Origin of the sequence: Phycicoccus sp. M110.8 (assembly GCF_032464895.1) — a bacterium.
Classification (GTDB): Bacteria; Actinomycetota; Actinomycetes; order Actinomycetales; family Dermatophilaceae; genus Pedococcus.
The window spans coordinates 431,431-458,130 of record NZ_JAWDIC010000004.1; the positions used below are offsets into that span (position 1 = coordinate 431,431).

Below are 26,700 nucleotides of genomic sequence, written 5' to 3' on the forward strand. Positions count from 1 at the left end.
ACCCCCGCGGGCCACGTTGGTCGGTATGCCCGGTGTCACCTACACTCGGGCGGTCGCCCAGCCCGGCGCGTCCAAGCACCCTGCCCGAAGGACCTTTCCCATGTCGAACGGCGGCTCGTCCGCGTCCAGCCTGCTCATCTTCCTCCTGCCGGTCGCGCTGATCGCCTTCATGGTGTTCAGCCAGCGGCGCCGCCAGCGGGAGACGCAGAACCTGCAGGCCGGGCTGTCCGTGGGCGACGAGGTGTGCACGACGTCCGGCCTCTTCGGCCGCATCACCTCCCTCGACGACACCGTCGTCACCCTCGAGGTCAGCCCGGGGGTCACCGTCCGCTTCGACCGGCGTGCGATCGGCACCAGGACGACCGCGCCCTCCACGGACGGCACCCCGTCCACCGAGGGCACCTCGTCCACCGACGCGCCCAGCACCACCGACTAGGGGTAACCAGCCCGTGGCACTCAACCCGTACACCCGCAAGCCGCTGAAGGTCCTGGCCTGGCTGGCCGCGATCGCGGTGGGCCTCGGCGCGCTGCTGTTCAGCGCCAACACCTGGGGCACCGGCAGTTGGACCCCCAAGCTGGGCCTGGACCTCGAGGGCGGCACCGAGATGGTGCTGCAGCCCAAGCTGGTCGGCAACCAGAAGGTGTCGAGCCAGCAGCTCGAGCAGGCCCGCGGCATCATCGTCCAGCGCATCGACTCCAACGGTGTCTCCGGCGCCGAGGTGACCACGCGCGGCAACGACATCGTCGTGTCGATGCCGGGTGAGCCCTCGCGACAGGACGAGGACGCGATCCGCCGCTCCTCGCAGATGCAGTTCCGCGGCGTGCTGGTCTCCGGCCCGGGAACGAACCAGCCGGCCCCCACGGGCACCGCCACCGGCACCGGCACGGCGACGGGCTCGCCGACCGGCACCGCCACCGGCACGGCCACCGCACCGGTGCCGACGGCCTCCGGCGCGGCCACGACGACGGCCAAGAGCGCGCTTCCCGGCTCGTTCCTCCAGGCGACGACGCCGCCGCCCACCCCGTCCGCGACCACGGGCGCGGCGACCGCCACCACCGGGGCCGCGACCCCGACCGGCACCGCCACCACCGGCGCGACCGGCGGCACGCCGACCAACCCCAACGACCTGGCGTGGGTGACGCCGGAGCTGCAGCAGCAGTTCCAGGCGCTCGACTGCTCCAAGCCCGGCGTGCTCGACAACATCGTCAACGACCCGAAGAAGCCGCTGGTCACCTGCAGCGACGACGGCGTCGAGAAGTTCATCCTCGGACCGGTCATCGTCGACGGCAACCAGATCGACAAGGCCGCGGCCGGCTACCGCCCGCTGTCCAACGGCCAGCCCTCGAGCACCGTCGAGATCCAGCTGTCGTTCAAGTCCGCCGGCGCCAAGGCGTACGGCGAGGCGAGCAAGCGCATGGTCGGCCTCGAGTCGCCGCGCAACCGGATGGCCGCAGTGCTGGACAACCGGTCGATCGTCGCCCCGTCGTTCAACGAGGCGATCCTCAACGGCTCGGCCAGTATCACCGGCAACTTCACCATCGAGAGCGCCCGCGCCCTCGCCAACCAGCTCAAGTTCGGCGCGCTGCCGATCTCGTTCACGCTGCAGACGCGCGAGCAGATCAGCCCGACGCTCGGCTCCGAGCAGCTCACCATGGGCCTCGCGGCCGGACTCATCGGCCTGCTCCTCGTGGCGGTCTACTCGCTGTTCCAGTACCGCGCCCTCGGACTGGTGACCGTCGCCAGCATCGCGATCGCGGGGCTCCTGACCTACCTGCTCATCACGATCCTCGGCTGGTCCCACAACTACCGCCTCGACATGGCCGGCGTGACGGGCCTGGTGGTGGCGATCGGTGTCACGGCCGACTCGTTCATCGTCTACTTCGAGCGCGTCCGCGACGAGGTCCGCGAGGGCCGTCCGCTGCGCGCAGCGGTCGAGACCGGCTGGCGGCGTGCCCGCCGGACCATCCTGGTGGCCGACGGCGTCAACTTCCTCGCGGCCGTGGTGCTGTACTTCCTGGCCTCCTCGGGGGTGCGCGGCTTCGCGTTCACCCTCGGCCTCACCACGCTGCTCGACATCCTCGTCGTCTTCCTGTTCACCCACCCCGTGGTGGGGATCCTGGCCGAGACGAAGTTCTTCGGCGGCGGCCACAAGTGGTCCGGCCTCAGCCCTGAGCGCCTCGGGGCCAAGGTGACGCCGCGCTACGTGGGACGGGGGCGGTTCGCCGTACCCGCCGCCACCGCGACCCAGGGGAGCGCCCGATGATCAACTTCGCCCAGCTCGGCAACGACCTCTACACCGGCAAGCGGTCGGTCCGGTTCATCGAGAACCGCCGCCGCTGGTACATCGCGTCCGGCGTCGTCATGGTGATCGCGCTCGTGGGCCTGCTCGTGTTCCGGCTCAACCTGGGCCTGGAGTTCACGGGGGGCTCGGAGTTCCGCGTCTCCACCACGCCCGCCGGCACGTCCAGCTACGAGACCCGCGCCAAGGACGCCGTCCGCTCGGTCGGATCGGCGCAGGACGCCAACGTCACCAAGCTCGGCAACAGCACCGTGCGCGTGCAGACCGAGCAGCTCAACGACGCCCAGTCGGCGAACGTCCGCGACGCCCTGGCCAAGGAGTTCGACGTCCCCACCGACAAGGTGAGCGCGAGCTTCATCGGCCCGTCGTGGGGTGCCTCGCTGAGCCAGCAGGCCCTGCGTGCCCTGGTCGTCTTCCTCGTGCTGACGATGCTGGTCATGGCGCTGTACTTCCGCACCTGGAAGATGGCCCTGTCGGCCCTGGTCGCCCTGGTCCACGACATGATCATCACCGTCGGCATCTACGCCCTCACCGGCTTCGAGGTGTCCCCGGCGACGATGATCGGCTTCCTGACCGTCCTCGGCTACTCGCTCTACGACACGGTCGTCGTCTTCGACAAGGTGCGCGAGAACACCAACGAGGCGTTCGCCGGCAAGCGGGTCACCTACGCCCAGGCCGCGAACCTCGCCGTGAACCAGACCGTGGTCCGCTCGATCAACACCACCGTGGTCGCGCTCCTGCCGACCTTGGCGGTGCTGGTCGTGGGCTTCGCGACCATCGGCCCGGGCACGCTGCTCGACCTCTCGCTCGTGCTGTTCATCGGCATGGCGGTGGGCGCGTACTCCTCGATCTTCATCGCCACGCCGCTGCTCGTGACGCTGCGTGCCAAGGAGCCGGAGGTGCAGCAGCTCGAGAAGGCCGCCCTGCGCTACCAGCAGCGCCACGGTGCGCCGACCTCCCACGACGTCGCCCCGCACGCCCACGAGGCGCCGGAGCCGGCCGACGAGGCCGGCGAGGAGGGAGCCGAGCGCGAGGGGGTCCCGGCCGGGGCCCGTCCCGCGGTCGCCCGTGAGACGCACCGGTACGCCACCTCGGGCCCGCGCAACCAGCCGCGGCGTGCACCCAAGTCGCGGCGCTGAGCCGGACGGGGACCCGCCGATGACGACCGACGAGACCACCACGACTCTCGCCGAGCGCGTGGACCGCACCCTGCGCGACATCCCCGACTTCCCCGAGCCCGGCGTGGTCTTCAAGGACGTCACGCCGGTGCTCGCCGACGGTGCGCTGTTCGGTGACATCGTGCGCGACATGGCGCAGCGGTATGCCGGGCGCGTCGACGTCGTCGCGGGCGTGGAGGCCCGGGGCTTCATCTTCGGTGCCGCCCTGGCCCACGAGCTCGGCCTCGGGTTCGTCCCGGTCCGCAAGGCGGGCAAGCTGCCCGGTGCCACGGTGTCGCTGTCCTACGCGCTCGAGTACGGCAACGCGACCATCGAGGTGCACGAGGACGGCTTCGAGCCCGGGGCGCGCGTGCTGGTCGTCGACGACGTGCTGGCCACCGGCGGGACGGCCGAGGCGGCCTGCCGGCTCGTCGAGCAGGTCGGGGCCACCGTGGTGGCGTTCGAGACGCTCGTCGAGCTGACCTTCCTCGGAGGTCGCGGTCGCCTGGCCGGGCGCGAGGTGCACACGACGGTCGTCGTCACGGGGGACTGAGACGGCCGGACCCGCGTCGGCGGCACGGCCGCATCACGTAGGCTCTTGTCATGACTGAGGACGTCGTCACCGGGCCCGTGCCCACGGGCGCGTCCTCGGCGAGCCGGGTCCGGGCCAGGCTGGCCCGCTTCGGGGCTCGCGGCGCCCCCGCGAACCCCGTCCTCGAGCCGCTGCTGCAGACGGTCCGGGCCACCCACCCCAAGGCCGACCTGACCGTCATCCAGCGCGCCTACGTCGTCGCCGAGGAGGCCCACCGGGGCCAGAAGCGCAAGTCCGGCGACGCGTACATCACGCACCCGCTCGCGGTCACGACCATCCTTGCCGAGCTCGGCATGACGCCGGCCACGCTGGCCGCGGCGCTGCTGCACGACACGGTCGAGGACACGGCATACGGGCTCGACCAGCTGGAGAAGGACTTCGGCCACGAGGTCGCGATGCTGGTCGACGGCGTCACCAAGCTCGACAAGGTGACCTACGGCGACGCGGCCCAGGCCGAGACGGTCCGCAAGATGGTCGTCGCGATGGCCAAGGACATCCGCGTCCTGGTCATCAAGCTGGCCGACCGGCTGCACAACGCCCGCACGTGGCGGTACGTCTCGGTCGAGTCGGCGCAGCGCAAGGCGCGCGAGACGCTCGAGATCTATGCGCCGCTGGCGCACCGGCTCGGCATGAACACCATCAAGTGGGAGCTCGAGGACCTGTCGTTCGCGACGCTCTACCCGAAGGTGTACGACGAGATCGTGCGTCTGGTCGCCGAGCGCGCCCCCGCCCGCGAGGAGTTCCTGGCCGGGGTGCGCGAGCAGGTCAGCGCCGACCTCAGGGCCGCCAAGATCAAGGCGACGGTCACCGGCCGGCCCAAGCACTACTACTCCGTGTACCAGAAGATGATCGTGCGCGGCCGCGACTTCGAGGACATCTACGACCTCGTCGCGGTGCGGGTGCTCGTGGACTCGGTGCGCGACTGCTACGCGGCGCTCGGCGCGCTGCACGCGCGGTGGAACCCCCTGCCCGGGCGGTTCAAGGACTACATCGCGATGCCGAAGTTCAACATGTACCAGTCGTTGCACACGACGGTCATCGGTCCCGAGGGCAAGCCGGTCGAGATCCAGATCCGCACCCACACGATGCACCGCCGCGCCGAGTACGGCGTCGCCGCGCACTGGAAGTACAAGGAGGACGCGACCGCCTCCGCCGCGGCCGCCAAGGACGGCGAGACCGGGCCGATCAGCGACATGGCGTGGCTGCGCCAGCTGCTCGACTGGCAGAAGGAGACCTCCGACCCGGGGGAGTTCCTCGACTCGCTGCGGTTCGAGATCAACGCCCGCGAGGTCTACGTCTTCACGCCCAAGGGCGAGGTCGTGGCGCTGCCCGCGGGGTCGACCCCTGTCGACTTCGCGTACGCCGTGCACACCGAGGTCGGTCACCACTGCATCGGCGGCCGGGTCAACGGCCGGCTCGTGCCGCTGGAGTCCACCCTCGAGAACGGCGACGTCGTCGAGGTGCTCACCTCCAAGGCCGACGGCGCGGGCCCCTCGCGCGACTGGCTGACGTTCGTCAAGAGCCCCCGCGCCCGCAACAAGATCAAGCAGTGGTTCTCCAAGGAGCGGCGCGAGGAGGCCATCGAGACCGGCAAGGACGCGATCGCCAAGGCGATGCGCAAGGAGGGCCTGCCGCTCCAGCGCCTGCTCACCGTCGAGACCCTGACCGGGCTCGCGTCCGAGCTGCGCTACCAGGACATCGACGCCCTGTATGCCGCGGTGGGCGAGGGCCACGTGTCCGCCCAGCACGTGGTGGGCCGGCTCGTCGCGTCGCTCGGCGGCGAGGAGGGCGCCTCGGAGGACCTCGCGGAGGCCACCACGCCGACCCGGTCCATGCGCCGCCGCACCGGGGACCCGGGCGTCGTGGTCGTCGGCACGGCCGACGTGTGGGTCAAGCTGGCCCGTTGCTGCACGCCGGTGCCGGGCGACCCGATCATGGGCTTCATCACCCGCGGCAACGGTGTCTCGGTGCACCGCACCGACTGCACCAACGCCGAGTCGCTGCTGTCCCAGCCCGACCGGATGATCGAGGTCGAGTGGGCGCCGTCGTCGGCCTCGGTGTTCCTCGTCCAGCTCCAGGTCGAGGCCCTCGACCGCAACCGGCTGCTGTCGGACGTGACGCGGGTGCTGTCCGACCAGCACGTCAACATCCTGTCGGCGTCGGTGCAGACCTCGCGGGACCGGGTGGCGATCAGCAAGTTCACCTTCGAGATGGGCGACCCCAGCCACCTCGAGCACGTCATGAAGGCCGTCCGCAAGATCGACGGCGTCTTCGACGTCTACCGGATCACCGGCACCAAGGCGACGGCCGCCAAGGCCTGACCTCGCACTCGCACGTTCTGCCCGCGCGGCATACTGCGTCCCGGCACCCCGCAAAACGTCAGTTGCTGACGTGAAACGGCGGTCCAGAACCGCTGTTTCACGTCAGCAACTGCCGTTGTGTCAGGGGCGCAGGCAGGCGAGGGCTGCACCGGCGAGGCAGAGCGCGGCGCCGGCGCAGCGGACGCGGTCGGCGACCAGCAGCCGCCGCACGAGGGCCGGCTCGGGACCCTCCCGCCCCAGCCGGCCGTGTAGGGGTGCGGCCACGGCTGCCGTCGTGCCCAGGGAGAGCGCGGCACCGACGGCCGCGGTGGCGAGCCCCGTCGTGAGGGGAAGGGTCGCCAGGGCCCAGGCCCCGGCCGCCAGGAGCAGCAGGTAGACGACGCCGACGAGGGGGGTGATCGCGCGGCTGTGCCGGTCGTGGGCCTCCGCCCAGCGGGAGGCGTCCACCCGGGCCAGGGCCGGGTAGACGAGCGTGGTGACGGTCAGCTGGAAGCCGGCGTGCAGTCCCGCGGCCCCGAGCAGCGCTGCGGCCGCGGTGTCGACCACGTCGTCAGCCGTCCAGGTCGGCCATGAGGTCGGCCACCTGGGTCGCCCCGGGGTCGCCCTCGGAGCGCAGCCCCGCGACCACGCCGGCCCGGTCCGCCTCGGACCGGTTCTGGCTGAGCTTGGCCTTGGCCTCGACGCGCTCAACCACCAGCTCGACGCCCACGATCCCGCGCAGCTGCCCGGCGACGTACGCCTCGGGCGCGTCGGAGACCGCCCAGGGGTCCTCCCGGCCGCCCTCGTGCTCCTCGGTCAGCGCGGTGACGAGGTCGCGCAGCCACTCGACGTTTTCGTGCACGCGGACCCGCCCGGTGAGGTGGACCGTCGTGTAGTTCCACGTCGGGACGACGCGCCCGTGCTCGGACTTCGACGCGTACCAGCTCGGCGACACGTAGGCCTGCGGGCCTCCCACGACGAGCAGGCCGGGGGAGCCCGGCCCGATCTGCTGCCAGTGCGGGTTCGCCCGGGCCAGGTGCGCCAGGACGCGGTCGCCACGCCAGAGCACCGGCAGCAGCGTCGCCACCGGGTAGCCGTCCGCCCCGACCGTCACGAGCTCGCCCGCACCGGCCCGGGCGACCATCAGGCGCGCGGCGTCCTCGTCGTCGACCCGGTTGAACGCCGGCGCGTACACAGGACCCCGGTCAGCCGGAGAACTCGTCGAGGTTGCCGCGCGCCTGGGCCAGCCACTGCTCCTGCGCCTCCAGCTTGGCCTGGGCGTCCTTGACCTTGCGCTCGTTGCCGGACGCCTGGGCCTTCTCCAGGTCCGCCCGGAGCGAGGCGACGGAGGCCTCGAGCTGGTCGACCATGCTCTGCGCCCGGGCGGCGACCTCGGGGTTGGTCTGGTTCCAGCGCTTGTCGTCGGCGTCGCGCACGGCCTGCTCGACGCGGCGCATGCCCTTCTCCATCCGGTCCACGTCGGCGCGCGGGACCCGGCCCGCGGCGTCCCACTTGTCCTGGACGGCGCGCAGGGCGGCCTTGGCGGCGTCGAGGTCGGTGACGGGCAGGATCGCCTCGGCCTCCTTGAGGAGCTCCTCCTTGACGGCCAGGTTGGCGCGGTACTCCTCGTCCTCCTGGGCGGCGACCGCGTCCTTGGCGGCGAAGAACGCGTCCTGCGCCGCCTTGAACCGCTCCCACAGGGCGTCGTCGTCGGCGCGGGAGGCGCGCCCCGCCTGGCGCCAGCGGTCCATGAGCCGCTTGTACGCGCCGGCCGTCGACCCCCAGTCCGTGCTGGTGGTCATGGCCTCGGCCTCGGCGACGAGGGCCTCCTTGGCCGCCTTGGCCTCGGCCTGGCTGCCCTCCAGCTGGGCGAAGTGGACCCGGCGGGCCTTGTCGAAGCTGTTGCGGGCGGCGGAGAACCGCTGCCACAGGGCGCCCTCGGTCTCGCGGTCGAGGCGGGCGCCGGAGCGCTGGTGCTTCTTCCACTCCTCGAGGAGCTCGCGCATCCGGGCCCCGCTGGCCTTCCACTGCACCTTGTTCTCGGGCTGGGCGGCGATCTTCTCGGCCTCGGACACGATCGCCTCGCGCTCGGTCGCCGCGGCGGCGCGGGCGGCGGACCGCTCGGCGGCCTCGGTGTCGCGGCGAGCCGTGACGGCCTGCTCGATCTCGGCGATCTTCGCGTCCAGCGCCGCCAGGTCGCCGACCACGTTGGCCTCGGCGCAGTGCTCGCGCAGCTTGGCCAGGCCGTCGGCGCCGTCCTTGGCCGACAGGTCGGTCGTGGTGACGCGCTGGTGGAGCAGGTCGGCCGAGGCGAACAGCTCGTCGTACTTGCGGGCGAAGTAGTGCAGCGCCTCGTCGGGGGTGGCACCCGGGTAGGCGCCGACCTCACGCTCGCCCTCGGCCGTCCGCACGAAGACGGTCCCGTCCTCGGCGACGCGACCGAAGGTCTCGGCCGGCGGGCCGCTCGGGGCCGCGGGGGTCAGGGCCGGAGCCGGTGCGTGGGCGACCTTGCGCACGGCCGCGGGGGAGGGCGGGCCCGGCTTCGGCGGGGTGGGCTTGGGCGTCTGCTCGGTCACGTCAGGCCTTCTTCTCGGTCACAGCAACCTTGAGGATGCTGATGGGTGCGTTCGGGGCCCCGTCACCGGTGCCACCGGCCGCACCTGCTGCGGCGATCTTCTCGACAATATCCATTCCGGACGTGACCGTGCCGAAGACGGAGTAGCCGGCCGGGACGCTGCTGAGGTCGGTGTCCTTGTAGACGATGAAGAACTGGTCGGCATTCGAGTTGGGGTCGTTCGTGCGCGCCATGGCGAGCGTGCCCTTGGGGTACTTGCCGTCCTTGGGCGTGTTCTCGAGACCGAACGTGTACCCGGGGCCGGTGCCGGTGCCCCCGAGCGGGTCGCCGCACTGCAGCACGTAGATGCCGGAGGTCGTCACGCGGTGGCAGGGGGAGTCGGCGAAGTAGCCGTCCTTGGCGAGCGAGACGAACGAGGCCACCGTCTGGGGCGCCTTGGCGCCTTCGAGCTGGAAGGTGATGTCGCCGCAGTTCGTCGTGACGAGCGCCGTGAACGTCTTGCCGGCCGCCGTCTTCTTGTCCGGCAGCGTCTCCTTCTTCACGCTCGTGGGCGCCTTCGGGGGAGGCGTGCAGCCGGGGACGGAGGCGTTGGTGGTGGCCGAGGCGGACGGCGCCGACGTGGCGGCGGTCGAGCCTGCCGCCGGCGTCGAGGGCTGGTCGCCGGACAGCTTCCCGGCCAGCAGGACGAAGGCTGCGACGACGACGAGGACGGCAGCCACCACCCATGCGACCTGGCGGTTGCGGGCGGCCTCGCGTTCCCTGGCGGCGATCTTGGCGTCCAACTTCTCGGCCCGTCGGCGTGCGCGGGCCCGCTCCTGCTCTCTGGTCACGCGCGTCAGTCTAGGCAGGACGCCCTCTGGCTAGGCTGCAGGCCGTGCTCACGTTCGCCTTCCCCGGCAGGGTCATCGACGCCAACTGTTACGTCCTGGCCACCGGCCCGGGCGAGGAGTGCCTCGTCGTCGACCCCGGCATCGGCATCGAGGACACGCTGCGCGAGGTCCTGCGCGAGCACCGCCTGCGCCCGGCCGCGGTGCTGCTGACCCACGGCCACCTCGACCACGTCTACTCGGTGACGCCGGTCTGCGGCGGCGACACGGCGGCATACGTCCACACCGACGACCGCTACCGCCTGGAGGACCCGCTGGCGCACATCAGCGCACCCCTGCTGGCCATGGTGGAGCAGCAGTTCGGTGCACGTGCCACGTGGCGTGAGCCCGAGCGGGTCGTCGAGGTGACGGGCGGCCAGACGCTGGAGCTCGCCGGGCTCACGGTCGACGTCGTGCACGCGCCGGGCCACACGGAGGGCTCCGTCCTCTTCGGTGTGCCGACGGTGCCGGACGGCGTGGCCGACCAGGTGGACGTCCGCTCGACAGTCCTCAGCGGTGACGTGCTCTTCGCCGGGTCGATCGGGCGCACGGACCTGCCCGGGGGCAGCGACACCGCCATGCAGCGCTCCCTGCGCGAGGTCGTGCTGCCGCTGCCCGACACCACCCTCGTCCTGCCAGGCCACGGACCCGCGACCACGATGGACCGCGAGCGGGCGACCAACCCGTATCTGCAAGGCTTGTGACGTGAAGATCTCCCCGATCAGCGGATTCCCCGAGTACCTCCCGGCCCAGCGCATCGTCGAGCAGCACTTCCTCGACGTCATCCGCGAGACCTTCGAGCTGCACGGGTTCCCCTCGATCGAGACCCGCGCGGTGGAGCCGGTCGAGCGGCTGCTCGGCAAGGGCGGCGACACCGACAAGGAGATCTACGGCATCCGCCGGCTGGCGAACGCCGAGGACCCCGCCGCGGTCGCGGACGCCGAGCTCGGGCTGCACTTCGACCTCACCGTCCCGTTCGCGCGCTACGTGCTCGAGAACGCCGGACACCTCGCGTTCCCGTTCCGCCGCCACCAGATCCAGAAGGTGTGGCGCGGCGAACGGCCGCAGGAGGGCCGCTACCGCGAGTTCACCCAGGCCGACATCGACGTCGTCGACGTGGGGGAGCTGGCGCCGCACTTCGAGGCGGAGATGCCGCTCGTCGTCGCGGAGGTGTTCCGCAAGCTGCCGATCGGGCGCATGGTCATCCAGGTCAACAACCGCAAGATCCCCGAGGGCTTCTACCGCGGCATCGGGATCGATGACGTCGCAGGCACCCTGCGCATCGTCGACAAGCTCGACAAGATCGGCCCCGCCCGCGTCAAGGACGCGCTGGTCGAGGCGGGGCGCACGCCGGAGCAGGCCGACCAGTGCCTGGCGCTGGCCTCGATCCGTACCGAGGACCTGTCGTTCGTCGAGCGGGTGCGCGAGCTCGGGGTGGAGCACCCCACCCTCGACGAGGGCCTCGAGGCGCTGGCCGCGGTCATCAGCACGGGCATGCAGAACGCGCCGGGTGCGCTCGTGGCCGAGCTCAAGATCGCCCGCGGGCTCGACTACTACACCGGCACCGTCTACGAGACCCAGCTCGAGGGGTACGAGTCGTGGGGCTCGTTCTGCTCCGGCGGCCGGTACGACTCGCTCGCCTCGGACGGGAGGACCACCTACCCCGGCGTCGGCATCTCGATCGGCGTCTCGCGCCTGCTGGGCCTGCTGCTGTCGCAGGGGCTCGTCACGGCCACCCGCTCCACCCCGGCCGCCGTGCTCGTCGCCGTCACCGACGAGGAGTCCCGCGGGGCCTCCCAGTCGGTGGCCACCGCGCTGCGCGCGCGTGGCATCGCGTGCGAGGTCGCCCCGAAACCGGCGAAGTTCGGCAAGCAGATCCGGTACGCCGAGCGCCGCGGGATCCCGTTCGTCTGGTTCGCCGGCGCGGCCGAGGGCGGCGGCGACCAGGTGAAGGACATCCGCTCGGGAGCCCAGGTCGACGCCGACGCCGCGGCGTGGAACCCTCCTGCGGAGGACCTGCACCCGCGCGTCCTGCGCACCGGCGACCGGGGCGCCGAGGACGCACCCCAGGAGTAGCCGAATGACGGCCAGCCCGGTCACCGACCCGCGGTCCAGCGGGGTCCAGTGCCACGTCACCTCGCTGCCGGGCGGCCGCCTCGGCGACGAGGCTCGCCGGTTCGTCGACTGGCTCGCCGACGCGGGCCAGACGCTGTGGCAGGTGCTGCCCGTCTCCGTGCCCGACCGCCACGGTTCGCCGTACAAGTCCCCGTCGGCGTTCGCCGCCTCGCCGGCGCTGCTCGAGCACCCCGACGCGCCCGTCGACCCCGACGAGGCGCGGGCGTTCGCCGAGCAGCAGGCGTACTGGGTGCGCTCGTGGACCGACTACGGCGGCGACCTCGACGACCAGGTCCGGTTCGGCCGGGAGTGGTCGGCGCTGCGGGCGTATGCCGCCGAGCGCGGCGTCCGCCTCATGGGCGACGTGCCGATCTACGTGGCCCCGGACGGCGCCGACGAGCGCGCGTGGCCCGAGTTCTTCCGCACCGATGCCGTGGCCGGGGTGCCGCCGGACGCGTATGCCGCGACCGGCCAGCTGTGGGGCAACCCGCTGTACCAGTGGGACGTCCTGCGCGAGGACGGGTACCGGTGGTGGGTCGAGCGGATCCGCCGCACGTTCGCGCTGTTCGACGTCGTGCGCGTCGACCACTTCCGCGGGTTCGCGGCCTACTGGGCCGTCCCAGCGGGGGCCGAGACCGCGCTGGACGGCCGTTGGGAACCGGGGCCGGGCCGTGCGGTCTTCGACGCTGCCACGGCCGAGCTCGGGACGCTGCCCGTCCTGGCCGAGGACCTCGGTGACATCGACCAGCCGGTGGTCGACCTGCGCCGGGCGCTCGGCTACCCCGGGATGGCGGTGCTCCAGTTCGCGTTCGAGCCCGCCTACGCCGACAACGTCCACGACCCCGAGCGGCTCGGCACCAACCAGGTGGTCTACACCGGCACCCACGACAACGACACGGTGTGCGGCTGGTGGGCCGCCCTGCCAGAGGAGCGGCGCAGGATGGCGCGGGACGCCTGCCACCGGGCGGGGACGCGCGCCGGCATCGACGAGGAGCCGTCGTGGGCGCTGATCGAGCTGGCGCTCGCGGCACCCTGCGGGTTGGCGGTCATGCAAGCCCAGGACGTCCTGTCGCTCGGGTCGGACGCGCGGATGAACGCGCCCGGCATCGAGGGTGGGTGGCGCTGGCAGATGGAGCCGGGCGCGCTGACCCCGGACCTCGCGCGTCGCCTGCGCGACCTCACCGAGGCGTCAGGCCGGCTCCCCGCTCACTGAAGCAGGACGCGCGCCCAGCACAGCGGGCGGGCGCAGGCCACTGTCCTCGAGCTCGAGCAGGGCCAGGGCCCGGATCGTGGTGGCCTCGCCCCGGCGCCAGGCGCCGCTCGGGTCGCCCGAGATGGCGGCGAGCTTGTGCATCGGCTGTCGCGCCATCGCCCGCAACGCGAACAGGTCCAGGTCGGACGCGCTGTCGAGGAACCGCTGGGCCGCGCTCGCGCGGCGCACGAAGCGCCCCCGCAGCAGAGCCCACGCGAGGCCCACGACCAGGATCGGGACGAGCGCGGTGACCCACCCCAGGATGTTCGCCAGCTTGGTGACCGCGTCGACCAGGTCGGTGCCGGCCTGCTCGATCGTGGTCCCGGCGCCGCTGGCCTGCCGGAAGGGTGCGGCGATCCGGTCCCCGACGAGCGGCACGTCCCGCACCGTGTTGCCGGCACTGGTCATCTGCTCCCGGAAGCCGCTGCCGGCGCTCTCCAGCCGGTGGCCGGGTGCCGCGAGCTGCATCGTCGAGTCGTGCACGAACCGTCCCACCCAGGCCCACACGCACACCCAGGCGAACATGCCGACGTCGGCGAGGATCTGCGCCGTGCGACGGCCGGGCAGGTCTGCGTAGAGCTTCATGCCGCCTACACTCCCATCCGTGCCACCTCCCAGCGCGCTCGAACGGGCCGTCCGGGGCTGGCTGGACCACCTCGACGTCGAGCGCGGTGCGAGCCCGCACACCCTGTCGTCCTACCGGCGTGACCTGGCCCGCTGGACGGCATACCTGCAGGCCAAGGGGGTCACGGAGCCGGGTGATGTGCGCGAGGGCCACGTCACCGACTTCCTCGCCTCGCTGCGCGAGGGCAGCGAGGGCCACCCGCCGCTGGCCGCGTCGTCGGCCGCCCGCACGCTGGTCGCGGTGCGCGGGTTCCACCGGTTCCTGGCGCTCGAGGGCGACGTCGCGACGGACCCGACGGCCGCCGTCAGCCCGCCGACGCCTCCCGCCCGGCTGCCGAAGGCGATCACGGTGGAGGAGGTCGAGCGGCTGCTCGCTGCCGCAGGCGTGGGCGACACCCCGGTGGCGCTGCGCGACCGGGCCCTGCTCGAGGTCCTGTACGGCGCGGGCGCGCGGATCAGCGAGGCGGTCGGCCTCGACGTCGACGACATCGACACCGACGAGGGCGTGGTCCGGCTCTTCGGCAAGGGGCGCAAGGAGCGGATCGTCCCCCTCGGCTCGTATGCCGCGACAGCCCTGGCGGCCTACCTCGTCCGGGGCCGGCCGGCCCTGGCGACGCAGGGGAGGGGCACTGCCGCAGTGTTCCTCAACCAGCGGGGCAACCGGCTCTCGCGGCAGTCGGCGTGGGCGGCGATCCGGGCCGCCGCCGAGCGGGCCGACCTGTCCGGCCACCTGTCGCCGCACACGCTGCGCCACTCGTTCGCGACCCACCTGCTCGACGGCGGTGCGGACGTGCGCGTCGTGCAGGAGCTGCTCGGGCACGCCTCGGTGACGACGACCCAGATCTACACGCTCGTCACGGTCCAGCGGCTGCGGGAGGTGTACGCCCAGTCGCACCCGCGGGCGCGGTGACCGCATCGGACGCCGAAGCCACCGTCGACGCGCCCGGGGTGCGGGGCCCCGATGACCGCAAGGGCCGGCATACCCGCTGATAGGGTCGGGGCGATCAGCGAGAGGCTGACCGACGAACGCAACCTCACCGGGAGTGAAACGCCTGTGGACCCTGAGGCGACCACGACGCACCACCAGCCGTCGCCGTCACCCGAGGCGGCCCCCCACACCTCCCCGTCGGCCGACGGCCGGCTCCCCGGCATCGAGGCCGCCGCTGCCGGCCAGGTGGGCCCCACCGGCCGCCCGATGCCCGACTTCCCGGAGCCCGCGCCGCTGGACGGCCACGGACCCGCCCGCATCATCGCCATGTGCAACCAGAAGGGTGGCGTCGGCAAGACGACGACCACCATCAACCTGGGCGCCGCGCTGGCCGAGGTCGGCCGCCGCGTGCTGCTCGTCGACTTCGACCCCCAGGGCGCGCTGTCCGTGGGCCTGGGCGTGCGCGCCAACGAGCTCGACGTGACGATCTACAACCTGCTCATCGAGCGCGGCCACGACGTCCGGGACGTCATCCAGGAGACGGCCACCGAGAACCTCGACGTCATCCCGGCGAACATCGACCTGTCGGCGGCCGAGGTCCAGCTCGTCGGCGAGGTCGCCCGCGAGCAGATCCTTGCCCGGGTCCTGCGGCCGGTGATGGACGACTACGACGTCATCCTCATCGACTGCCAGCCCTCGCTCGGCCTGCTGACCGTCAACGCGCTGACCGCCGCCCACGGCGTGGTGATCCCGCTCGAGTGCGAGTTCTTCGCCATGCGCGGCGTCGCCCTGCTCGTGGAGACGATCGACAAGATCACCGACCGGCTCAACCCCCGCCTGCAGGTCGACGGCATCCTCGCGACGATGTTCGACTCGCGGACCCTGCACTCCAAGGAGGTCGTGCGCAGCGTCGTCGACCACTTCGGCGACCAGGTGTTCCACACCGTCATCAGCCGCACCGTGAAGTTCCCCGACGCCACGCTGGCGGCCGAGCCGATCACGTCCTACGCCTCCACCCACGGCGCGGCCGCGGCCTACCGCCAGCTCGCCCGCGAGCTCATCGCTCGGGGCGGTGCCGCCTGACCGCCGTGACCCAGGAGCCGGTGGCGGCAGCCGAGGAGCCCGTGGCGGCGCCCGAGGAGCAGGCCCCCACCCCTGAGCAGGACCAGATCACGCCGGGAGGCGTCATCACCCGGCGGGGTGCCGTCACGCCGTTCGAGGTGCACCTCGACGTCTTCTCGGGTCCGTTCGACCTGCTGCTGGGCCTGATCAGCAAGCACAAGCTCGACATCACCGAGATCGCGCTCGCCAAGGTCACCGACGAGTTCATCGCCCACATCAAGGCGGCTCGTGAGGCGGACAGGGACTGGGACCTGTCGCAGGCCTCGGAGTTCCTGCTCATCGCGGCGACGCTGCTCGACCTCAAGGCCTCGCGGCTGCTGCCGCAGACCGGGCCGCAGGACGAGGAGGACCTCGCGCTGATCGAGGCGCGGGACCTGCTGTTCGCGCGGCTGCTGCAGTACCGCGCGTTCAAGGACATCGCCTTCACCTTCGCCGAGCGGATGGCCACCGCCGGGCGGATGACCGCGCGCCAGGCCGGGCTCGAGCCGCAGTTCGCCAAGCTGCTGCCCGAGCTCGTCATGGGCATCACCCCCGAGCAGCTGGCGATGATCGCGGCCAAGGCGATGACGCCGAAGGTGGCGCCGTCGGTGGGCCTGGACCACCTGCACGCCCCGCAGGTCAGCGTGCGCGAGCAGGCGGGCATCATCGGCAGCCGGCTGCGGTCGGAGCGCGTGTGCTCGTTCCGGGCGCTCGTCGCGGACGCCGACAGCACGCTGGTCATCGTGGCGCGGTTCCTGGCCCTGCTCGAGCTGTTCCGCGAGGCGGCGATCGCCTTCGAGCAGGCCGAGGCCCTGGGCGAGCTGACGGTGCGCTGGACCGGCACGGACGACGGGGACATCGACGTGAGCGACGAGTTCGACGAGGGCGATGCCGACGGCGGCGACCAGCCGGACGCGGAAGAGCAGCCCGACCAGACGACGCAGGAGAGCGCCGACCATGAGTGAGCAGCAGGCCGAGACCGACCCCGTGGTCGAGGAGCCGGCGACCGAGGTGGAGCCGGCGACCGAGGCGCCCGTGGCCGAGGAGCAGTTCGCGTTCGACGTCAACGACTTCCCGGGTGGCGCCCGGTCGGCGCTCGAGGCCGTCCTCATGGTCGTCGACGAGCCGGTCACCGAGGTCGCCCTGGCCTCCGCGCTCGAGCTGCCCGTCGACGACGTCCGCGAGCACCTCGAGGGCCTCGAGCGCGAGTATGCCGAGCAGCAGCGTGGGTTCACGCTGCGCAGCGTCGCGGGCGGCTGGCGTGTCTACAGCCGCAGCGACTACGCCGCGGTCGTCGAGAAGTTCCTGCTCGACGGGCAGCAGGCCAAGCTGACCCAGGCGTCGCTGGAGACCCTGGCCGTCATCGCCTACCGCCAGCCGATCTCCCGGTCGCGGGTCAGCGCGGTCCGCGGAGTCAACGTCGACGGCGTCGTGCGCACCCTGCTCAACCGCGGGCTCATCGAGGAGCTCGGCGCCGAGGGCGACTCCGGTGCCGTCCTCTACGGCACCACCGACTATTTCCTGCAACGCCTCGGCCTCGGCTCGATCGATGAGCTGCCGGCCCTGGCTCCCTACCTCCCGGAGGTCGACGTGCTCGACGAGATCGCAGAGCAGGGTCGCGCATGACCCCGCCGAAGAACCGCGGCGGCGCCGGTGGCGGCCGTCCCCAGCGCCCGTCCCGAGGAGGATCCGGCTCCGGCGGTGGCCGTCCCGGCACGGGCGGCAGCCGTCCCGGAGCCTCCGGAGGTCGTACCCGCGGCGCCGGTGCGGGCACCGGGGGAGGCCCGGTTCCGAAGCGGTCCGACCGCCCCCAGCGCGGCAGCTCCGGCACGACCAAGCGCAGCCAGCCCACGCGCATCCCACGCGAGGCGGCCAGGCCGGACGTCGACGTCCACGACCCCGACGGCATCCGGCTGCAGAAGCTGCTCGCCGCGGCGGGGGTCGGCTCGCGCCGCGTGTGCGAGAACCTCATCGCCGAGGGGCGCGTCGAGGTCGACGGGCAGGTCGTGACCGAGCTCGGGGTGCGGATCCGTCCCGACCAGGTGGTCCACGTCGACGGGCTGCGCGTTCAGCTCGACGAGAACCGGCTGTACTTCGCGTTCAACAAGCCGCTCGGGGTCGTCACGACGATGAACGACGAGCTCGGCCGCATCAACATCGGCGACTACGTCGGCAACCGCGAGCAGCGGCTCTTCCACGTGGGCCGGCTCGACGCCGACACCGAGGGCCTGCTCATCCTGACCAACGACGGCGACCTCGCCCACCGGCTGCAGCACCCGCAGTACGGCGTGCTCAAGACCTACCTGGCGCAGATCGCCGGGCCGGTCCCGCGGGACCTCGGCCGGCGTCTGCGCGAGGGTGTCGAGCTCGACGACGGGCCCGCCAGTGTCGACTCGTTCCGTGTCGTGGACTCCCAGCCGGGCCGCGCGCTCGTCGAGGTGGTGCTGCACGAGGGGCGCAAGCACATCGTGCGCCGGCTGCTCGATGCCGTCGGTCACCCGGTGCTCTCGCTCGTGCGCACGCAGGTCGGCCCGATCCACCTCGGCGACACCAAGCCCGGCAAGATGCGCAAGCTCAACAGCGACGAGGTCGGCAAGCTCTACGCCGCCGCCGGCCTCTGACCCACGGGCCGCTGCGGCTCTCCCCGAGCGTTCCCCGTCGACGGTGGGACACCTGTCGCGCGTGCTACGTCACTGACCACCATCTGGATCAGTGACGTAGCACGGGCTCAATGGGTTGGTGGCCTCCGTCCGTGGGCGCATCAGCGCCGCCCTGAGGCTGCGTCGGTACCCTTCGCGTCGTGACTCCCTCCGTGCGGATCGTCGGCACCGGCCTCATCGGGACCAGCCTGGGCATCGCCCTGAGCCGGGCCGGGTATGCCGTGTCGCTGGCCGACCCGTCGCCGACCGCCGTGGCGCTGGCCCGTGACCTCGGCGCAGGAGCGGTGGCAGGAGCAGACGCACCCGACCCCGACGTGGTCGTGGTCGCGGCGCCGCCGGACGTGGCGGGCGCCGTGGTCGCGCTGGAGCTCACGTCGTGGCCGAACGCCGTGGTCACCGATGTCGCCTCGGTCAAGGTCGCCGTCCTCGACGACGTCCGTGCACGGGGCGGGGACGTCACACGGTACGTCGGCTCCCACCCCATGGCGGGGCGCGAGCGGTCGGGGGCCGTGGCGGCCCGCGGCGACCTCTTCGACGGGCGGGCCTGGGTCGTGGTGCCGCACGCCGCGTCATCGGCGGCGGCCGTGCAGACCGTGCAGGAGCTGGCGCGCGCCGCCGGCGGCACCGTGTCGACCATGGACCCCGAGGCGCACGACGCAGCCGTCGCGGCGGTGTCGCACGTGCCTCAGGTCGCCGCCTCCCTGGTGGCGAGCCGGCTGCGCGACCTCGGCGAGCCCGCCGTCGCGCTCTCGGGCACCGGCATCCGCGACGTCACCCGGATCGCCGCCAGCGACCCCCAGCTCTGGACGCAGATCCTGTCCGGCAACGCGGCCGCGGTCCGCCACGTGCTCGTCGACCTCCGGGACGAGCTCGACCAGGTCGTCACCGCCCTGACCCGGCTGAGCGAGGGTGACGCCGTCGGCGCACGCGAGGTGCTGGCCCGGGTCGTCGCCCACGGGAACGCCGGCCACGCGCGGATCCCCGGCAAGCACGGCGCCGCGCCGACGGCATACGGCGTCGTGGTCGTGCTGGTCCCGGACCAGCCGGGCGAGCTCGCGCGGCTGCTGCACGACGTCGGCGACGCAGGCGTCAACCTCGAGGACCTCCACCTCGAGCACGGCCTCGGCCAGCCGTTCGGGCTCGCCGAGATCTCGGTGCTGCCCGGTGTCGTCGAGCGCCTCGGCGAGGAGCTGCGCGTCCGCGGCTGGCGGCTGCACGGCTGACGGGCACTAGGCTCGACCGCCATGAGCAGTGAGCACCTCGTCGTGGCCGTCGACGGGCCGTCCGGCTCGGGCAAGTCGAGCGTCTCGCGTGCGGCGGCCACCCGGCTGGGGGTCGGCTACCTCGACACCGGTGCCATGTACCGGGCGGTCACGTGGTGGTGCCTCGAGGAGGGCGTCGACCTCGACGACCGCGACGCGGTGGCACAGGCAGCCCGCGAGATCCCGCTGGTGATGGGGACCGACCCCTCGCACGCCAGCGTCCAGGTCAGCGGCCGCGAGATCGAGGACGACATCCGCACGACCCGGGTGTCCGAGGCCGTCTCGAAGGTCGCCACGAACACCCAGGTGCGCCCCGTCCTGCAGCAGCTGCAGCGCGACCTCATGGACGAGATCGCCACGCGCACCGGGGGAGTCGTCGCCGAGGGGCGCGACATCACCACGGTCGTGGCTCCCGACGCCGACGTCCGGGTGCTGCTGACCGCGAGCGTCGAGGCGCGCCTGCGCCGCCGCTCCCGGGAGCTGCACGGTGGTGACGACGCCGAGGCCGTCGCAGCGACCCGAGACCAGATCGTGCGCCGCGACGAGGACGACTCGACCGTGTCCGACTTCATGGAGGCCGCGGACGGTGTGACCCTGCTCGACACCTCCGACCTGGACTTCCAGCAGAGCGTTGACGCCCTCGTCGACCTCGTCCGCTCGGAGGCGCCGGCCAAGGTGCGCGGGTGACGCAGGCGCCACGCACGGCCACTGCACCCGGGGTGGTGCAGGTGCCCGCGCCCTGGCGGGTCCGGGTCAACATGGTGATCGGCTGGCCGCTGTTCCACGCGCTGTACCGGGTGTCGGTCATCGGCCGCGACCGCGTGCCGCGCAAGGGGCCGGTCGTGTTCGTCGGCAACCACGTGGGCTTCCTCGACGGCCCGATGCTGCCGGGGTTCGCGCCGCGTCCGACGTGCGTGCTCGTCAAGCGGGAGATGTTCCGAGGACTGCTCGGGCGCTTCCTGAGATTCATCGGCCACATCCCCGTGACCCGCGGCTCCGGCGACCGTGCGGCCCTGAGCGCGGCCGTCGCGATCTTGCACTCCGGCGGTGCGGTCGGCATCTTCCCCGAGGGGACGCGCGGGCGCGGTGACGTCGCCGCCGTCCAGCAGGGCGCCGCCTGGCTGGCGCAGCAGGGCGGGGCGGTCGTCGTGCCGGTGGCCTTCCTCGGCACCCGGGTCGCTGGCGCCTCGAGGAACTCGGTTCCCCGGCTGCGCAGCAGGGTCGTGGTCGAGTTCGGCCATCCCGTCACGCTGTCGGCGGACCCGTCCCTGACCGGCCGCCAACGGCTCGTCGCCGCGACCGAGCAGGTGCGCGACGCCCTCGCCACGCACGTCCGGGAATCCCAGGCGAGGCACCAGGTGTTCCTCCCCGGGGACGAGGGCTGACCGCCCGTCCCTGCGCCCGCCCGGGCCGACCTGTCCGGGGCACCCGCCGAGATGCGAGACAATGGGCGCCGGCCCCACGGCATACCTGCGCCGCGGCGGCCCCACCACGACTCCCCGAGGACCTGCTGTGACCGAGCACCTGACCGACGACTCCACCGTCGAGCGCGCCCTGCGCGCCGGCCTGGAGGAGTTCGACCTGAGCGACGAGGACCGCGCCCTCGTCGACGGCGAGCTCGACGACGACGGGTATGCCCGTGAGGAGGGTCCGCGGCCGGTCGTCGCCGTCGTCGGCCGCCCGAACGTCGGCAAGTCCACCCTCGTCAACCGCATCCTCGGACGCCGCGAAGCCGTCGTCGAGGACGTCCCCGGCGTGACCCGTGACCGCGTCGCGTACGACGCGGACTGGGCCGGGCGCCGGTTCACCCTCGTCGACACCGGCGGCTGGGAGATCGACGCGACCGGCATCCACCTGCGGGTCGCCGAGCAGGCCGAGGTGGCGGTCGAGCTGGCCGACGTCGTCATGTTCGTCGTCGACGCCACGGTCGGTGCCACCGATGACGACGAGGCCGTCGTCAAGCTGCTGCGCCGCTCCGGCAAGCCCGTCGTCCTCGTCGCCAACAAGGTCGACGACCAGCGCACCGAGGCCGACGCCGCCGCCCTGTGGAACCTCGGCCTCGGCCAGCCGTGGCCGGTGTCCGCGCTGCACGGGCGGGGGAGCGGTGACGCCCTCGACGCGGTCCTCGAGGTGCTGCCGGCGGTCTCGGGCGTGGGCGGGGCGTACGAGCGCGGCGGTCCGCGGCGCGTGGCCCTCATCGGCCGCCCGAACGTGGGCAAGTCCTCGCTGCTCAACAAGCTGGCCGGGTCCGAGCGGGTCGTCGTCGACAACGTCGCCGGCACCACCCGCGACCCGGTCGACGAGCTGATCGAGCTCGGCGGCAAGACCTGGCGCTTCGTCGACACCGCCGGCATCCGCCGCCGCGTGCACCAGACCCGCGGCGCCGACTTCTACGCCTCGCTGCGCACCCAGACGGCGCTGGAGAAGGCCGAGGTCGCCGTCGTCCTCATCGACGCCGAGCAGAGCATCGCCGAGCAGGACATCCGTGTCGTGCAGCAGGTCATCGACGCCGGTCGTGCCCTCGTCGTCGCCTACAACAAGTGGGACCTGCTCGACGAGGAGCGCCGCTACTACCTCGAGCGCGAGATCGAGCGCGAGCTCGTGCAGATCCCGTGGGCACCGCGGGTCAACATCTCCGCCAAGACCGGCCGCGCCGTCGAGCGGCTCGTCCCGGCGATCGAGAAGGCGCTGGACTCCTGGGACACCCGCGTCCCCACCGGACGGCTCAACGCCTTCCTCGGCGAGGTCGTGGCCGCCCACCCGCACCCGGTGCGGGGTGGCAAGCAGCCGCGCATCCTGTTCGCGACGCAGGCCTCGACCCGCCCGCCGCGGTTCGTGCTGTTCGCGTCCGGGTTCATCGAGGCCGGCTACCGGCGCTTCGTCGAGCGCCGGCTGCGTGAGGAGTTCGGCTTCGAGGGCACGCCGATCGAGGTGTCCGTGCGCGTCCGCGAGAAGCGCAAGCGCCGGTAGCGCGGGCGGTCCGCGACATCGGGCTCGCGTGCGGCACACCGATTTCAAGCGGCGGTATGCCGTGCGCTAAGGTTTCGTTCGCTCCGCAAGGGGCGAATGCCACGGGCTGTGGCGCAGCTTGGTAGCGCACTTGACTGGGGGTCAAGGGGTCGCAGGTTCAAATCCTGTCAGCCCGACCAACCGGGGCCTGACCTGTCACCACAGGTCAGGCCCCGTTTTCATGCCCCACCCCGGCCGCCGTTGACGACACCCAGCCGAGGCTTCTCCGGACCAGTTCCGGACCACCAGGCCGAGAACGCGGTCCCGGCGTCGAGTACGGCCTGGGTTTCGGGGTGCCGGGCCACCAGGTGGTGCCACAGCCTTTACCGAGGCGCGCCACCGGGGCCATAGTTCGGGCATGTGGGCCATGGGGGGCGGTGACGATGACGCGCAGGAGGAGTGGCGTCGTCGAATGAAACCTCACAACGAGTTGCCCGCATCCCTGGTACTCGACGTGGTGCTGGCCGAGACGCCGGTCGTGGTCATCTCGTTGGCCACCGCGCAGGTCTACCGGAACGGCGTCGACCTGGAGATCGACATCCGAGCTCGCGAGAACATCGGCAGCAACGGGTTCATCGGTGAAGATGTCCTTGTCGGTGTCGAGTTCTCCGACGGACGACGCGCCACCAACCTCCCGATGGTGCACGGCCGGACCCCACCATCGAGCGATGACGCCGTCCTGGCCATGGGTGGAGGTGGAGGCGGGCAACGGTCCGCTTCGATGCGCCTGTTCCTCACGCCACTACCTTCGCCGGGGGAGCTGAAGCTCTTCTGCGCGTCTCCGCGTAGGAACGTGCAAGAGGCGGCGACCTTGTTGGATGCCGATGCAATCCGCGTGGCATCCAGTCGTGCGCGCGAGTTGTGGCCGTGGGAACCGTACGGCGAGTACCAGCCGCCCGATCCACCACCTCCGCCCCCCGGGGGATGGTTCGAAGCGACGCAGGGCAGGGCGGATGCCCCCTGACGCGAGCAGGCTCCTGCGCCCTCCGACGGACGGTCCGAGCACGCATGATCGTCCAGTCCACGGCACGGCAGCGCGTGGGGCCTTGCTCGGCCTCCTTGCGGTGTCTGCGGTGAGCTGTGGCGCAGGGTCGCCTACCGACGTTCACCTACAGAGCGCGACCGTCACCCGTGCCGATCACCGGCTCCTCAGGATCGACGTTGCGGCGTGCAACAGCCAGCCCTACGAGGTCCACGCGACCGAGAGCGCCGTGGCCGTCAAGGTGAGGATCACGACGACCCAGCCACAGGGGCAGGCAGCGGCACCGTCATGCAGCGACGGGATAACCCTGCGGCTTGCTCAGCCCATCGGATCTCGTGTCCTCATCGACCTGACCACCGGGCACCAGGTACCGCTCGGGCCGCTTCCGACAGCCCGTCCGTAGCGCCGACCGCGCTCGACAGCACGGGCCGGCGCCGCAACGGGGGTCCGCCGGACCGAATTCGTACGCCAGTTGACGCTTCCGCTGGTGCCGCCGCGCCATATGTCGCGGCATACCGGCCCTCAGCCCTCGTAGCGGGCGAGCCAGGCGGTGAGGATGCGCTCGAGGTCGTCCCGGTCGGCGGGGGAGAGCGCCTCCAGGATGCGCCGCTCGTTGGCAAGGTGCGCGGCGATCGCGTCGTCCACGAGCGCGCGGCCGCGTTCGGTGAGGGCGACGACGCGGCCCCGGCGGTCGCCGGTCGCTGCGCGCCGCGTCACGAGTCCGGCTTCCTCGAGGCGGTCGAGCCGCTTGGTCATGCCGCCGGTCGTCACCATCGTGTGCCGGGCGAGATCGCCGGGGGCCAGCTCGTACGGCTGGCCCGCCCGCCGGAGGGAAGCCAGGACGTCGAAGTCGCCCTCGCCCAGGCCGAACCGCCGGTAGACGGGGACGAGCTCGCCGGTGAGGTGGGCCGCGAGCCGGTGCAGGCGACCGATGACGCCGACGGGCGAGGTGTCGAGGTCCGGTCGCTCGCGCCGCCACTGCTCCTGGATGTGCGCGACCCGGTCGGTTGCGGTGCCCTCCCCGGACTGCTGCTGGCCCATCCGCGGAATATACCTTCCTCGGAAGGCATTGAGGGACTCGTGGAGTCGAACCTGCGCGTGGTCCTCACGACCGCCCTCGCCCCGATCGCCTGGGGCGCCAACTACTACGTCATCCGGCACACGCTGCCCGCCGACAGCCCGTTGTGGGGCTCGTCGCTGCGCGCCCTGCCGGCGGCGCTCGTCCTGCTGCTGGTCGCCCGCCGGCTGCCGCGCGGCGCCTGGTGGTGGCGTTCGGCCGTTCTCGGCACGCTCACAGTCGGCGGCTTCTTCCTCCTCGTCTACCTCGCTGCCCAGATGCTGCCGAGCAGCGTGGCGGCCTCGATCATGGCGGCCTCACCGCTCGTCCTGGCCGGCTTCGCCTGGCTGCTCGCCTCCGAACGGCCCACCGCCCGGGTCCTGGCCGGCGCCGTCGTCGGCATCCTCGGCGTCCTGCTCGTCGTGGCGGCCGGGTCGGGCGCCGTGTCCGGCTGGGGCGTCGCCGCCTCGGCCACGGCGATGGCGATGTCCTCGTTCGGTTTCGTGCTGGCCAAGCGCTGGTCGGACGACACCCCCGTCGTCGCCACGACCGCGTGGCAGATGCTCTTCGGCGGCGTGCTCCTCACCGTGGTGGCCGCTGTGGCCGAGGGCGCCCCGCCCGCGCTCGACGCCAAGGGGGTTGCCGGTGCGGCCTTCGTCAGCCTCATCGGGACTGCCCTGGCCTTCGTCGTCTGGTACGACGGCCTGCGGCGCCTGTCGGCCGGCACGGTCGGCGTCATCGGCCTGCTGAACCCGGTGACCGGCGTGCTGCTCGGCGCGCTCGTGGCGGGGGAGCACCTGACCGCGTGGCAGGTGCTCGGGATCGTCCTGGTCCTCGGCGGCATCGTCGTCGGCCAGCAGCGATCGGGTGCCAAGGCCGGGAGGGCGGCGGCCGAACAGGCACGCTCGCGCGAGCCGGAGCGCGTCCCCGCCTGACCCGTTCGGGGGAGCACCGTCCACGAGTGCCCGCACGGGCGCCGCGTCCCGGGCGTGGTGGACTGACGGGTCAGGCGGTGCCCACGGCACACCACGCCTCGGCGTGGACCTCGAAGGGGGCCGCCGGGAGGCGCTGCTGCGCCAGCGCGCGCAGGGCCTCCCGGCGCCCGTCGTCGAGCGCAGTGACGTAGGCGCCGGCCGGGCCAACCCCGAAGGTGTACGGCTCCCACCAGTCCTCGAAGGAGTCGAAGCGGGTGGTGACCGCGAGGGATGACTCTCGCACGTCGGCCAGCCCGGCCTCCCGGAGGAGCTCACCGAGCTGTCCCCGCTCCGTCCCCGCGAGCAGGCCCTCACCCTCCTCGCCGGGGTCGAACTCGCGGACCACGTCCCAGAACGCCGACACCGGCCCCTGCCGTCCGGCGTGGTCCCACACGCACGCCGCCACGACGCCACCGGGCCGGGTCACCCGCGCCATCTCACGCAGGCCGGCCACCGGGTCGCGCATGAAGTGCACGACCAGCTGCGCCAGGGCCGCGTCGAAGCGGTCGTCGTCGTACGGCAGGTCCTCCGCAGCCGCGGCGACCACGTCGACCCCGGGCAGCCGGCCTCGCGCCGCCTCCACGAACGACTGCGAGGGGTCGCAGGCGTGCACCTGCCCGGACCCGAGCCGTTCGACCAGGACCGAGGTCAACGCCCCCGGACCGCAACCCACGTCCAGCACCGCCTGGTCGCCGCCCGGCACCACGCCCGCCGCGTCGGCGAACACCGCCCCGAGGGGCTCGGAGAAGCGGCCCATGAACTGCCCGTACGCCTGCGCGGTCACCTCGAATCCCACGGACCCGAGCGTCCGCCGCCTGCGAGCGCTCGTCAATGGCCCACCCGAGGCGCCCCCGGGTCCGGACCCACCAGGCGGCAACGCACCGTCCCGCAAACGGTCACAAACCGACGAAGGCGGACCCCGCGACGCGCTGCGGGGGGTGGATTC

The 26,700-nt window shown here is 72.5% G+C and carries 26 protein-coding genes and 1 tRNA gene; 20 read left to right on the forward strand and 7 right to left on the reverse strand.

Annotation, left to right across the window (positions count from 1 at the left end):
• The first annotated feature begins 100 nt into the window (after positions 1 to 100).
• The 5 genes from yajC to RKE38_RS17520 are packed head-to-tail and all read left to right on the forward strand — an operon-like array spanning position 101 to position 6,370.
• Positions 101 to 436, forward strand: coding sequence for a preprotein translocase subunit YajC (gene yajC / locus RKE38_RS17500; protein WP_316008751.1), 336 nt, complete (start codon positions 101 to 103; stop codon positions 434 to 436).
• 13 nt (positions 437 to 449) lie between these two features.
• A complete protein-coding gene (gene secD, locus RKE38_RS17505; RefSeq protein WP_316008752.1) occupies positions 450 to 2,264 on the forward strand; it encodes a protein translocase subunit SecD in 1,815 nt (604 codons plus the stop codon).
• Positions 2,261 to 3,439 carry a protein translocase subunit SecF gene (gene secF, locus RKE38_RS17510; protein ID WP_316008753.1) on the forward strand — a complete coding sequence of 393 codons (1,179 nt, stop codon included), beginning with the start codon at positions 2,261 to 2,263 and terminating at the stop codon, positions 3,437 to 3,439. Before secD ends, secF begins: the two co-directional genes overlap by 4 nt.
• 19 nt (positions 3,440 to 3,458) lie before the next feature.
• Positions 3,459 to 4,010: an adenine phosphoribosyltransferase gene (locus RKE38_RS17515; protein WP_316008754.1), complete on the forward strand. Its 552-nt coding sequence runs from the start codon at positions 3,459 to 3,461 to the stop codon at positions 4,008 to 4,010.
• A gap of 50 nt (positions 4,011 to 4,060) precedes the next feature.
• A complete protein-coding gene (locus tag RKE38_RS17520; RefSeq protein WP_316008755.1) occupies positions 4,061 to 6,370 on the forward strand; it encodes a bifunctional (p)ppGpp synthetase/guanosine-3',5'-bis(diphosphate) 3'-pyrophosphohydrolase in 2,310 nt (769 codons plus the stop codon).
• Positions 6,371 to 6,490: 120 nt separating this feature from the next.
• On the opposite strand, the gene RKE38_RS17525 is transcribed toward RKE38_RS17520, so the two are convergent.
• Genes RKE38_RS17525 through RKE38_RS17540 form a run of 4 tightly spaced genes read right to left on the reverse strand, consistent with a single transcriptional unit; the run spans position 6,491 to position 9,754 of the window.
• Positions 6,491 to 6,916: a hypothetical protein gene (locus RKE38_RS17525; protein ID WP_316008756.1), complete on the reverse strand. Its 426-nt coding sequence runs from the start codon at positions 6,914 to 6,916 to the stop codon at positions 6,491 to 6,493.
• A gap of 4 nt (positions 6,917 to 6,920) precedes the next feature.
• On the reverse strand, positions 6,921 to 7,544 hold the full coding sequence (locus RKE38_RS17530) for an FMN-binding negative transcriptional regulator (protein WP_316008757.1): 624 nt from the start codon (positions 7,542 to 7,544) through the stop codon (positions 6,921 to 6,923).
• A 10-nt stretch (positions 7,545 to 7,554) separates the two neighbouring features.
• Positions 7,555 to 8,925, reverse strand: a complete 1,371-nt coding sequence (locus RKE38_RS17535; RefSeq protein WP_316008758.1) for a DUF349 domain-containing protein — start codon at positions 8,923 to 8,925, stop codon at positions 7,555 to 7,557.
• Position 8,926: 1 nt separating this feature from the next.
• Complete coding sequence (locus tag RKE38_RS17540) at positions 8,927 to 9,754, reverse strand: peptidylprolyl isomerase (protein WP_316008759.1); 828 nt, start codon at positions 9,752 to 9,754, stop codon at positions 8,927 to 8,929.
• 44 nt (positions 9,755 to 9,798) lie between these two features.
• Between RKE38_RS17540 and RKE38_RS17545 the strand changes: the two genes are divergently transcribed.
• The 3 genes from RKE38_RS17545 to RKE38_RS17555 are packed head-to-tail and all read left to right on the forward strand — an operon-like array spanning position 9,799 to position 13,118.
• The gene (locus RKE38_RS17545) at positions 9,799 to 10,494 is read left to right on the forward strand and encodes an MBL fold metallo-hydrolase (protein WP_316008760.1); all 696 of its coding nucleotides are present in this window, start codon (positions 9,799 to 9,801) and stop codon (positions 10,492 to 10,494) included.
• A 1-nt stretch (position 10,495) separates the two neighbouring features.
• A complete protein-coding gene (hisS, locus tag RKE38_RS17550) occupies positions 10,496 to 11,866 on the forward strand; it encodes a histidine--tRNA ligase (RefSeq protein ID WP_316008761.1) in 1,371 nt (456 codons plus the stop codon).
• A 4-nt stretch (positions 11,867 to 11,870) separates the two neighbouring features.
• On the forward strand, positions 11,871 to 13,118 hold the full coding sequence (locus tag RKE38_RS17555; RefSeq protein WP_316008762.1) for a 4-alpha-glucanotransferase: 1,248 nt from the start codon (positions 11,871 to 11,873) through the stop codon (positions 13,116 to 13,118).
• Here RKE38_RS17555 and RKE38_RS17560 read toward each other — a convergent pair.
• On the reverse strand, positions 13,095 to 13,742 hold the full coding sequence (locus tag RKE38_RS17560; RefSeq protein ID WP_316008763.1) for a hypothetical protein: 648 nt from the start codon (positions 13,740 to 13,742) through the stop codon (positions 13,095 to 13,097). The two genes, RKE38_RS17555 and RKE38_RS17560, sit on opposite strands and share 24 nt — an antisense overlap.
• Here RKE38_RS17560 and xerD point away from each other — a divergent pair.
• The 11 genes from xerD to RKE38_RS17615 all read left to right on the forward strand — a co-directional run bounded on the left by xerD (position 13,741) and on the right by RKE38_RS17615 (position 23,705).
• Positions 13,741 to 14,691 carry a site-specific tyrosine recombinase XerD gene (gene xerD, locus RKE38_RS17565; RefSeq protein ID WP_316008764.1) on the forward strand — a complete coding sequence of 317 codons (951 nt, stop codon included), beginning with the start codon at positions 13,741 to 13,743 and terminating at the stop codon, positions 14,689 to 14,691. The two genes, RKE38_RS17560 and xerD, sit on opposite strands and share 2 nt — an antisense overlap.
• Before the next feature lie 51 nt (positions 14,692 to 14,742).
• On the forward strand, positions 14,743 to 15,792 hold the full coding sequence (locus tag RKE38_RS17570; protein ID WP_316008765.1) for an AAA family ATPase: 1,050 nt from the start codon (positions 14,743 to 14,745) through the stop codon (positions 15,790 to 15,792).
• Between the two features lie 41 nt (positions 15,793 to 15,833).
• Positions 15,834 to 16,775: a segregation and condensation protein A gene (locus tag RKE38_RS17575; protein ID WP_410055480.1), complete on the forward strand. Its 942-nt coding sequence runs from the start codon at positions 15,834 to 15,836 to the stop codon at positions 16,773 to 16,775.
• A complete protein-coding gene (gene scpB, locus RKE38_RS17580) occupies positions 16,768 to 17,436 on the forward strand; it encodes an SMC-Scp complex subunit ScpB (RefSeq protein ID WP_316008766.1) in 669 nt (222 codons plus the stop codon). The genes RKE38_RS17575 and scpB overlap by 8 nt, the downstream gene beginning before the upstream one ends.
• Positions 17,433 to 18,431 (forward strand): pseudouridine synthase, encoded by a 999-nt coding sequence (locus tag RKE38_RS17585; protein WP_316008767.1) that lies wholly within the window; start codon positions 17,433 to 17,435, stop codon positions 18,429 to 18,431. The genes scpB and RKE38_RS17585 overlap by 4 nt, the downstream gene beginning before the upstream one ends.
• A 179-nt stretch (positions 18,432 to 18,610) precedes the next feature.
• Positions 18,611 to 19,693 (forward strand): prephenate dehydrogenase, encoded by a 1,083-nt coding sequence (locus RKE38_RS17590; RefSeq protein ID WP_316008768.1) that lies wholly within the window; start codon positions 18,611 to 18,613, stop codon positions 19,691 to 19,693.
• A gap of 21 nt (positions 19,694 to 19,714) precedes the next feature.
• On the forward strand, positions 19,715 to 20,419 hold the full coding sequence (gene cmk / locus RKE38_RS17595; RefSeq protein WP_316008769.1) for a (d)CMP kinase: 705 nt from the start codon (positions 19,715 to 19,717) through the stop codon (positions 20,417 to 20,419).
• Positions 20,416 to 21,117, forward strand: coding sequence for a lysophospholipid acyltransferase family protein (locus RKE38_RS17600; RefSeq protein WP_316008770.1), 702 nt, complete (start codon positions 20,416 to 20,418; stop codon positions 21,115 to 21,117). The genes cmk and RKE38_RS17600 overlap by 4 nt, the downstream gene beginning before the upstream one ends.
• Positions 21,118 to 21,178: 61 nt before the next feature.
• On the forward strand, positions 21,179 to 22,702 hold the full coding sequence (gene der / locus RKE38_RS17605; protein WP_410055477.1) for a ribosome biogenesis GTPase Der: 1,524 nt from the start codon (positions 21,179 to 21,181) through the stop codon (positions 22,700 to 22,702).
• Positions 22,703 to 22,804: 102 nt separating this feature from the next.
• Positions 22,805 to 22,881: transfer RNA gene (locus tag RKE38_RS17610), tRNA-Pro, on the forward strand.
• 218 nt (positions 22,882 to 23,099) lie between these two features.
• Entirely contained in the window at positions 23,100 to 23,705 is a 606-nt protein-coding gene (locus RKE38_RS17615) for a hypothetical protein (RefSeq protein ID WP_316008772.1), read from the forward strand.
• Positions 23,706 to 24,245: 540 nt separating this feature from the next.
• On the opposite strand, the gene RKE38_RS17620 is transcribed toward RKE38_RS17615, so the two are convergent.
• Positions 24,246 to 24,764 carry a MarR family transcriptional regulator gene (locus RKE38_RS17620; RefSeq protein ID WP_316008773.1) on the reverse strand — a complete coding sequence of 173 codons (519 nt, stop codon included), beginning with the start codon at positions 24,762 to 24,764 and terminating at the stop codon, positions 24,246 to 24,248.
• Between the two features lie 39 nt (positions 24,765 to 24,803).
• On the opposite strand from RKE38_RS17620, the gene RKE38_RS17625 reads away from it, so the two are divergent.
• The gene (locus RKE38_RS17625) at positions 24,804 to 25,715 is read left to right on the forward strand and encodes a DMT family transporter (RefSeq protein WP_316008774.1); all 912 of its coding nucleotides are present in this window, start codon (positions 24,804 to 24,806) and stop codon (positions 25,713 to 25,715) included.
• Between the two features lie 70 nt (positions 25,716 to 25,785).
• Here RKE38_RS17625 and RKE38_RS17630 read toward each other — a convergent pair whose 3' ends face one another.
• On the reverse strand, positions 25,786 to 26,550 hold the full coding sequence (locus RKE38_RS17630) for a class I SAM-dependent methyltransferase (RefSeq protein ID WP_316008775.1): 765 nt from the start codon (positions 26,548 to 26,550) through the stop codon (positions 25,786 to 25,788).
• Positions 26,551 to 26,700 lie beyond the last annotated feature (150 nt).

Excerpts from the sequence above, each read along its gene's own strand:
- RKE38_RS17615 (WP_316008772.1), top strand. The coding sequence starts at position 23,100 with ATGTGGGCCATGGGGGGCGGTGACGATGACGCGCAGGAGGAGTGGCGT.
- RKE38_RS17520 (WP_316008755.1), top strand. The coding sequence starts at position 4,061 with ATGACTGAGGACGTCGTCACCGGGCCCGTGCCCACGGGCGCGTCCTCG.
- der (WP_410055477.1), top strand. The coding sequence starts at position 21,179 with ATGGGCGCCGGCCCCACGGCATACCTGCGCCGCGGCGGCCCCACCACG.
- RKE38_RS17555 (WP_316008762.1), top strand. The coding sequence starts at position 11,871 with ATGACGGCCAGCCCGGTCACCGACCCGCGGTCCAGCGGGGTCCAGTGC.
- cmk (WP_316008769.1), top strand. The coding sequence starts at position 19,715 with ATGAGCAGTGAGCACCTCGTCGTGGCCGTCGACGGGCCGTCCGGCTCG.
- RKE38_RS17560 (WP_316008763.1), bottom strand. The coding sequence starts at position 13,742 with ATGAAGCTCTACGCAGACCTGCCCGGCCGTCGCACGGCGCAGATCCTC.
- RKE38_RS17585 (WP_316008767.1), top strand. The coding sequence starts at position 17,433 with ATGACCCCGCCGAAGAACCGCGGCGGCGCCGGTGGCGGCCGTCCCCAG.
- RKE38_RS17620 (WP_316008773.1), bottom strand. The coding sequence starts at position 24,764 with ATGGGCCAGCAGCAGTCCGGGGAGGGCACCGCAACCGACCGGGTCGCG.
- xerD (WP_316008764.1), top strand. The coding sequence starts at position 13,741 with ATGCCGCCTACACTCCCATCCGTGCCACCTCCCAGCGCGCTCGAACGG.
- RKE38_RS17515 (WP_316008754.1), top strand. The coding sequence starts at position 3,459 with ATGACGACCGACGAGACCACCACGACTCTCGCCGAGCGCGTGGACCGC.
- RKE38_RS17570 (WP_316008765.1), top strand. The coding sequence starts at position 14,743 with ATGACCGCAAGGGCCGGCATACCCGCTGATAGGGTCGGGGCGATCAGC.
- secF (WP_316008753.1), top strand. The coding sequence starts at position 2,261 with ATGATCAACTTCGCCCAGCTCGGCAACGACCTCTACACCGGCAAGCGG.
- yajC (WP_316008751.1), top strand. The coding sequence starts at position 101 with ATGTCGAACGGCGGCTCGTCCGCGTCCAGCCTGCTCATCTTCCTCCTG.
- scpB (WP_316008766.1), top strand. The coding sequence starts at position 16,768 with ATGAGTGAGCAGCAGGCCGAGACCGACCCCGTGGTCGAGGAGCCGGCG.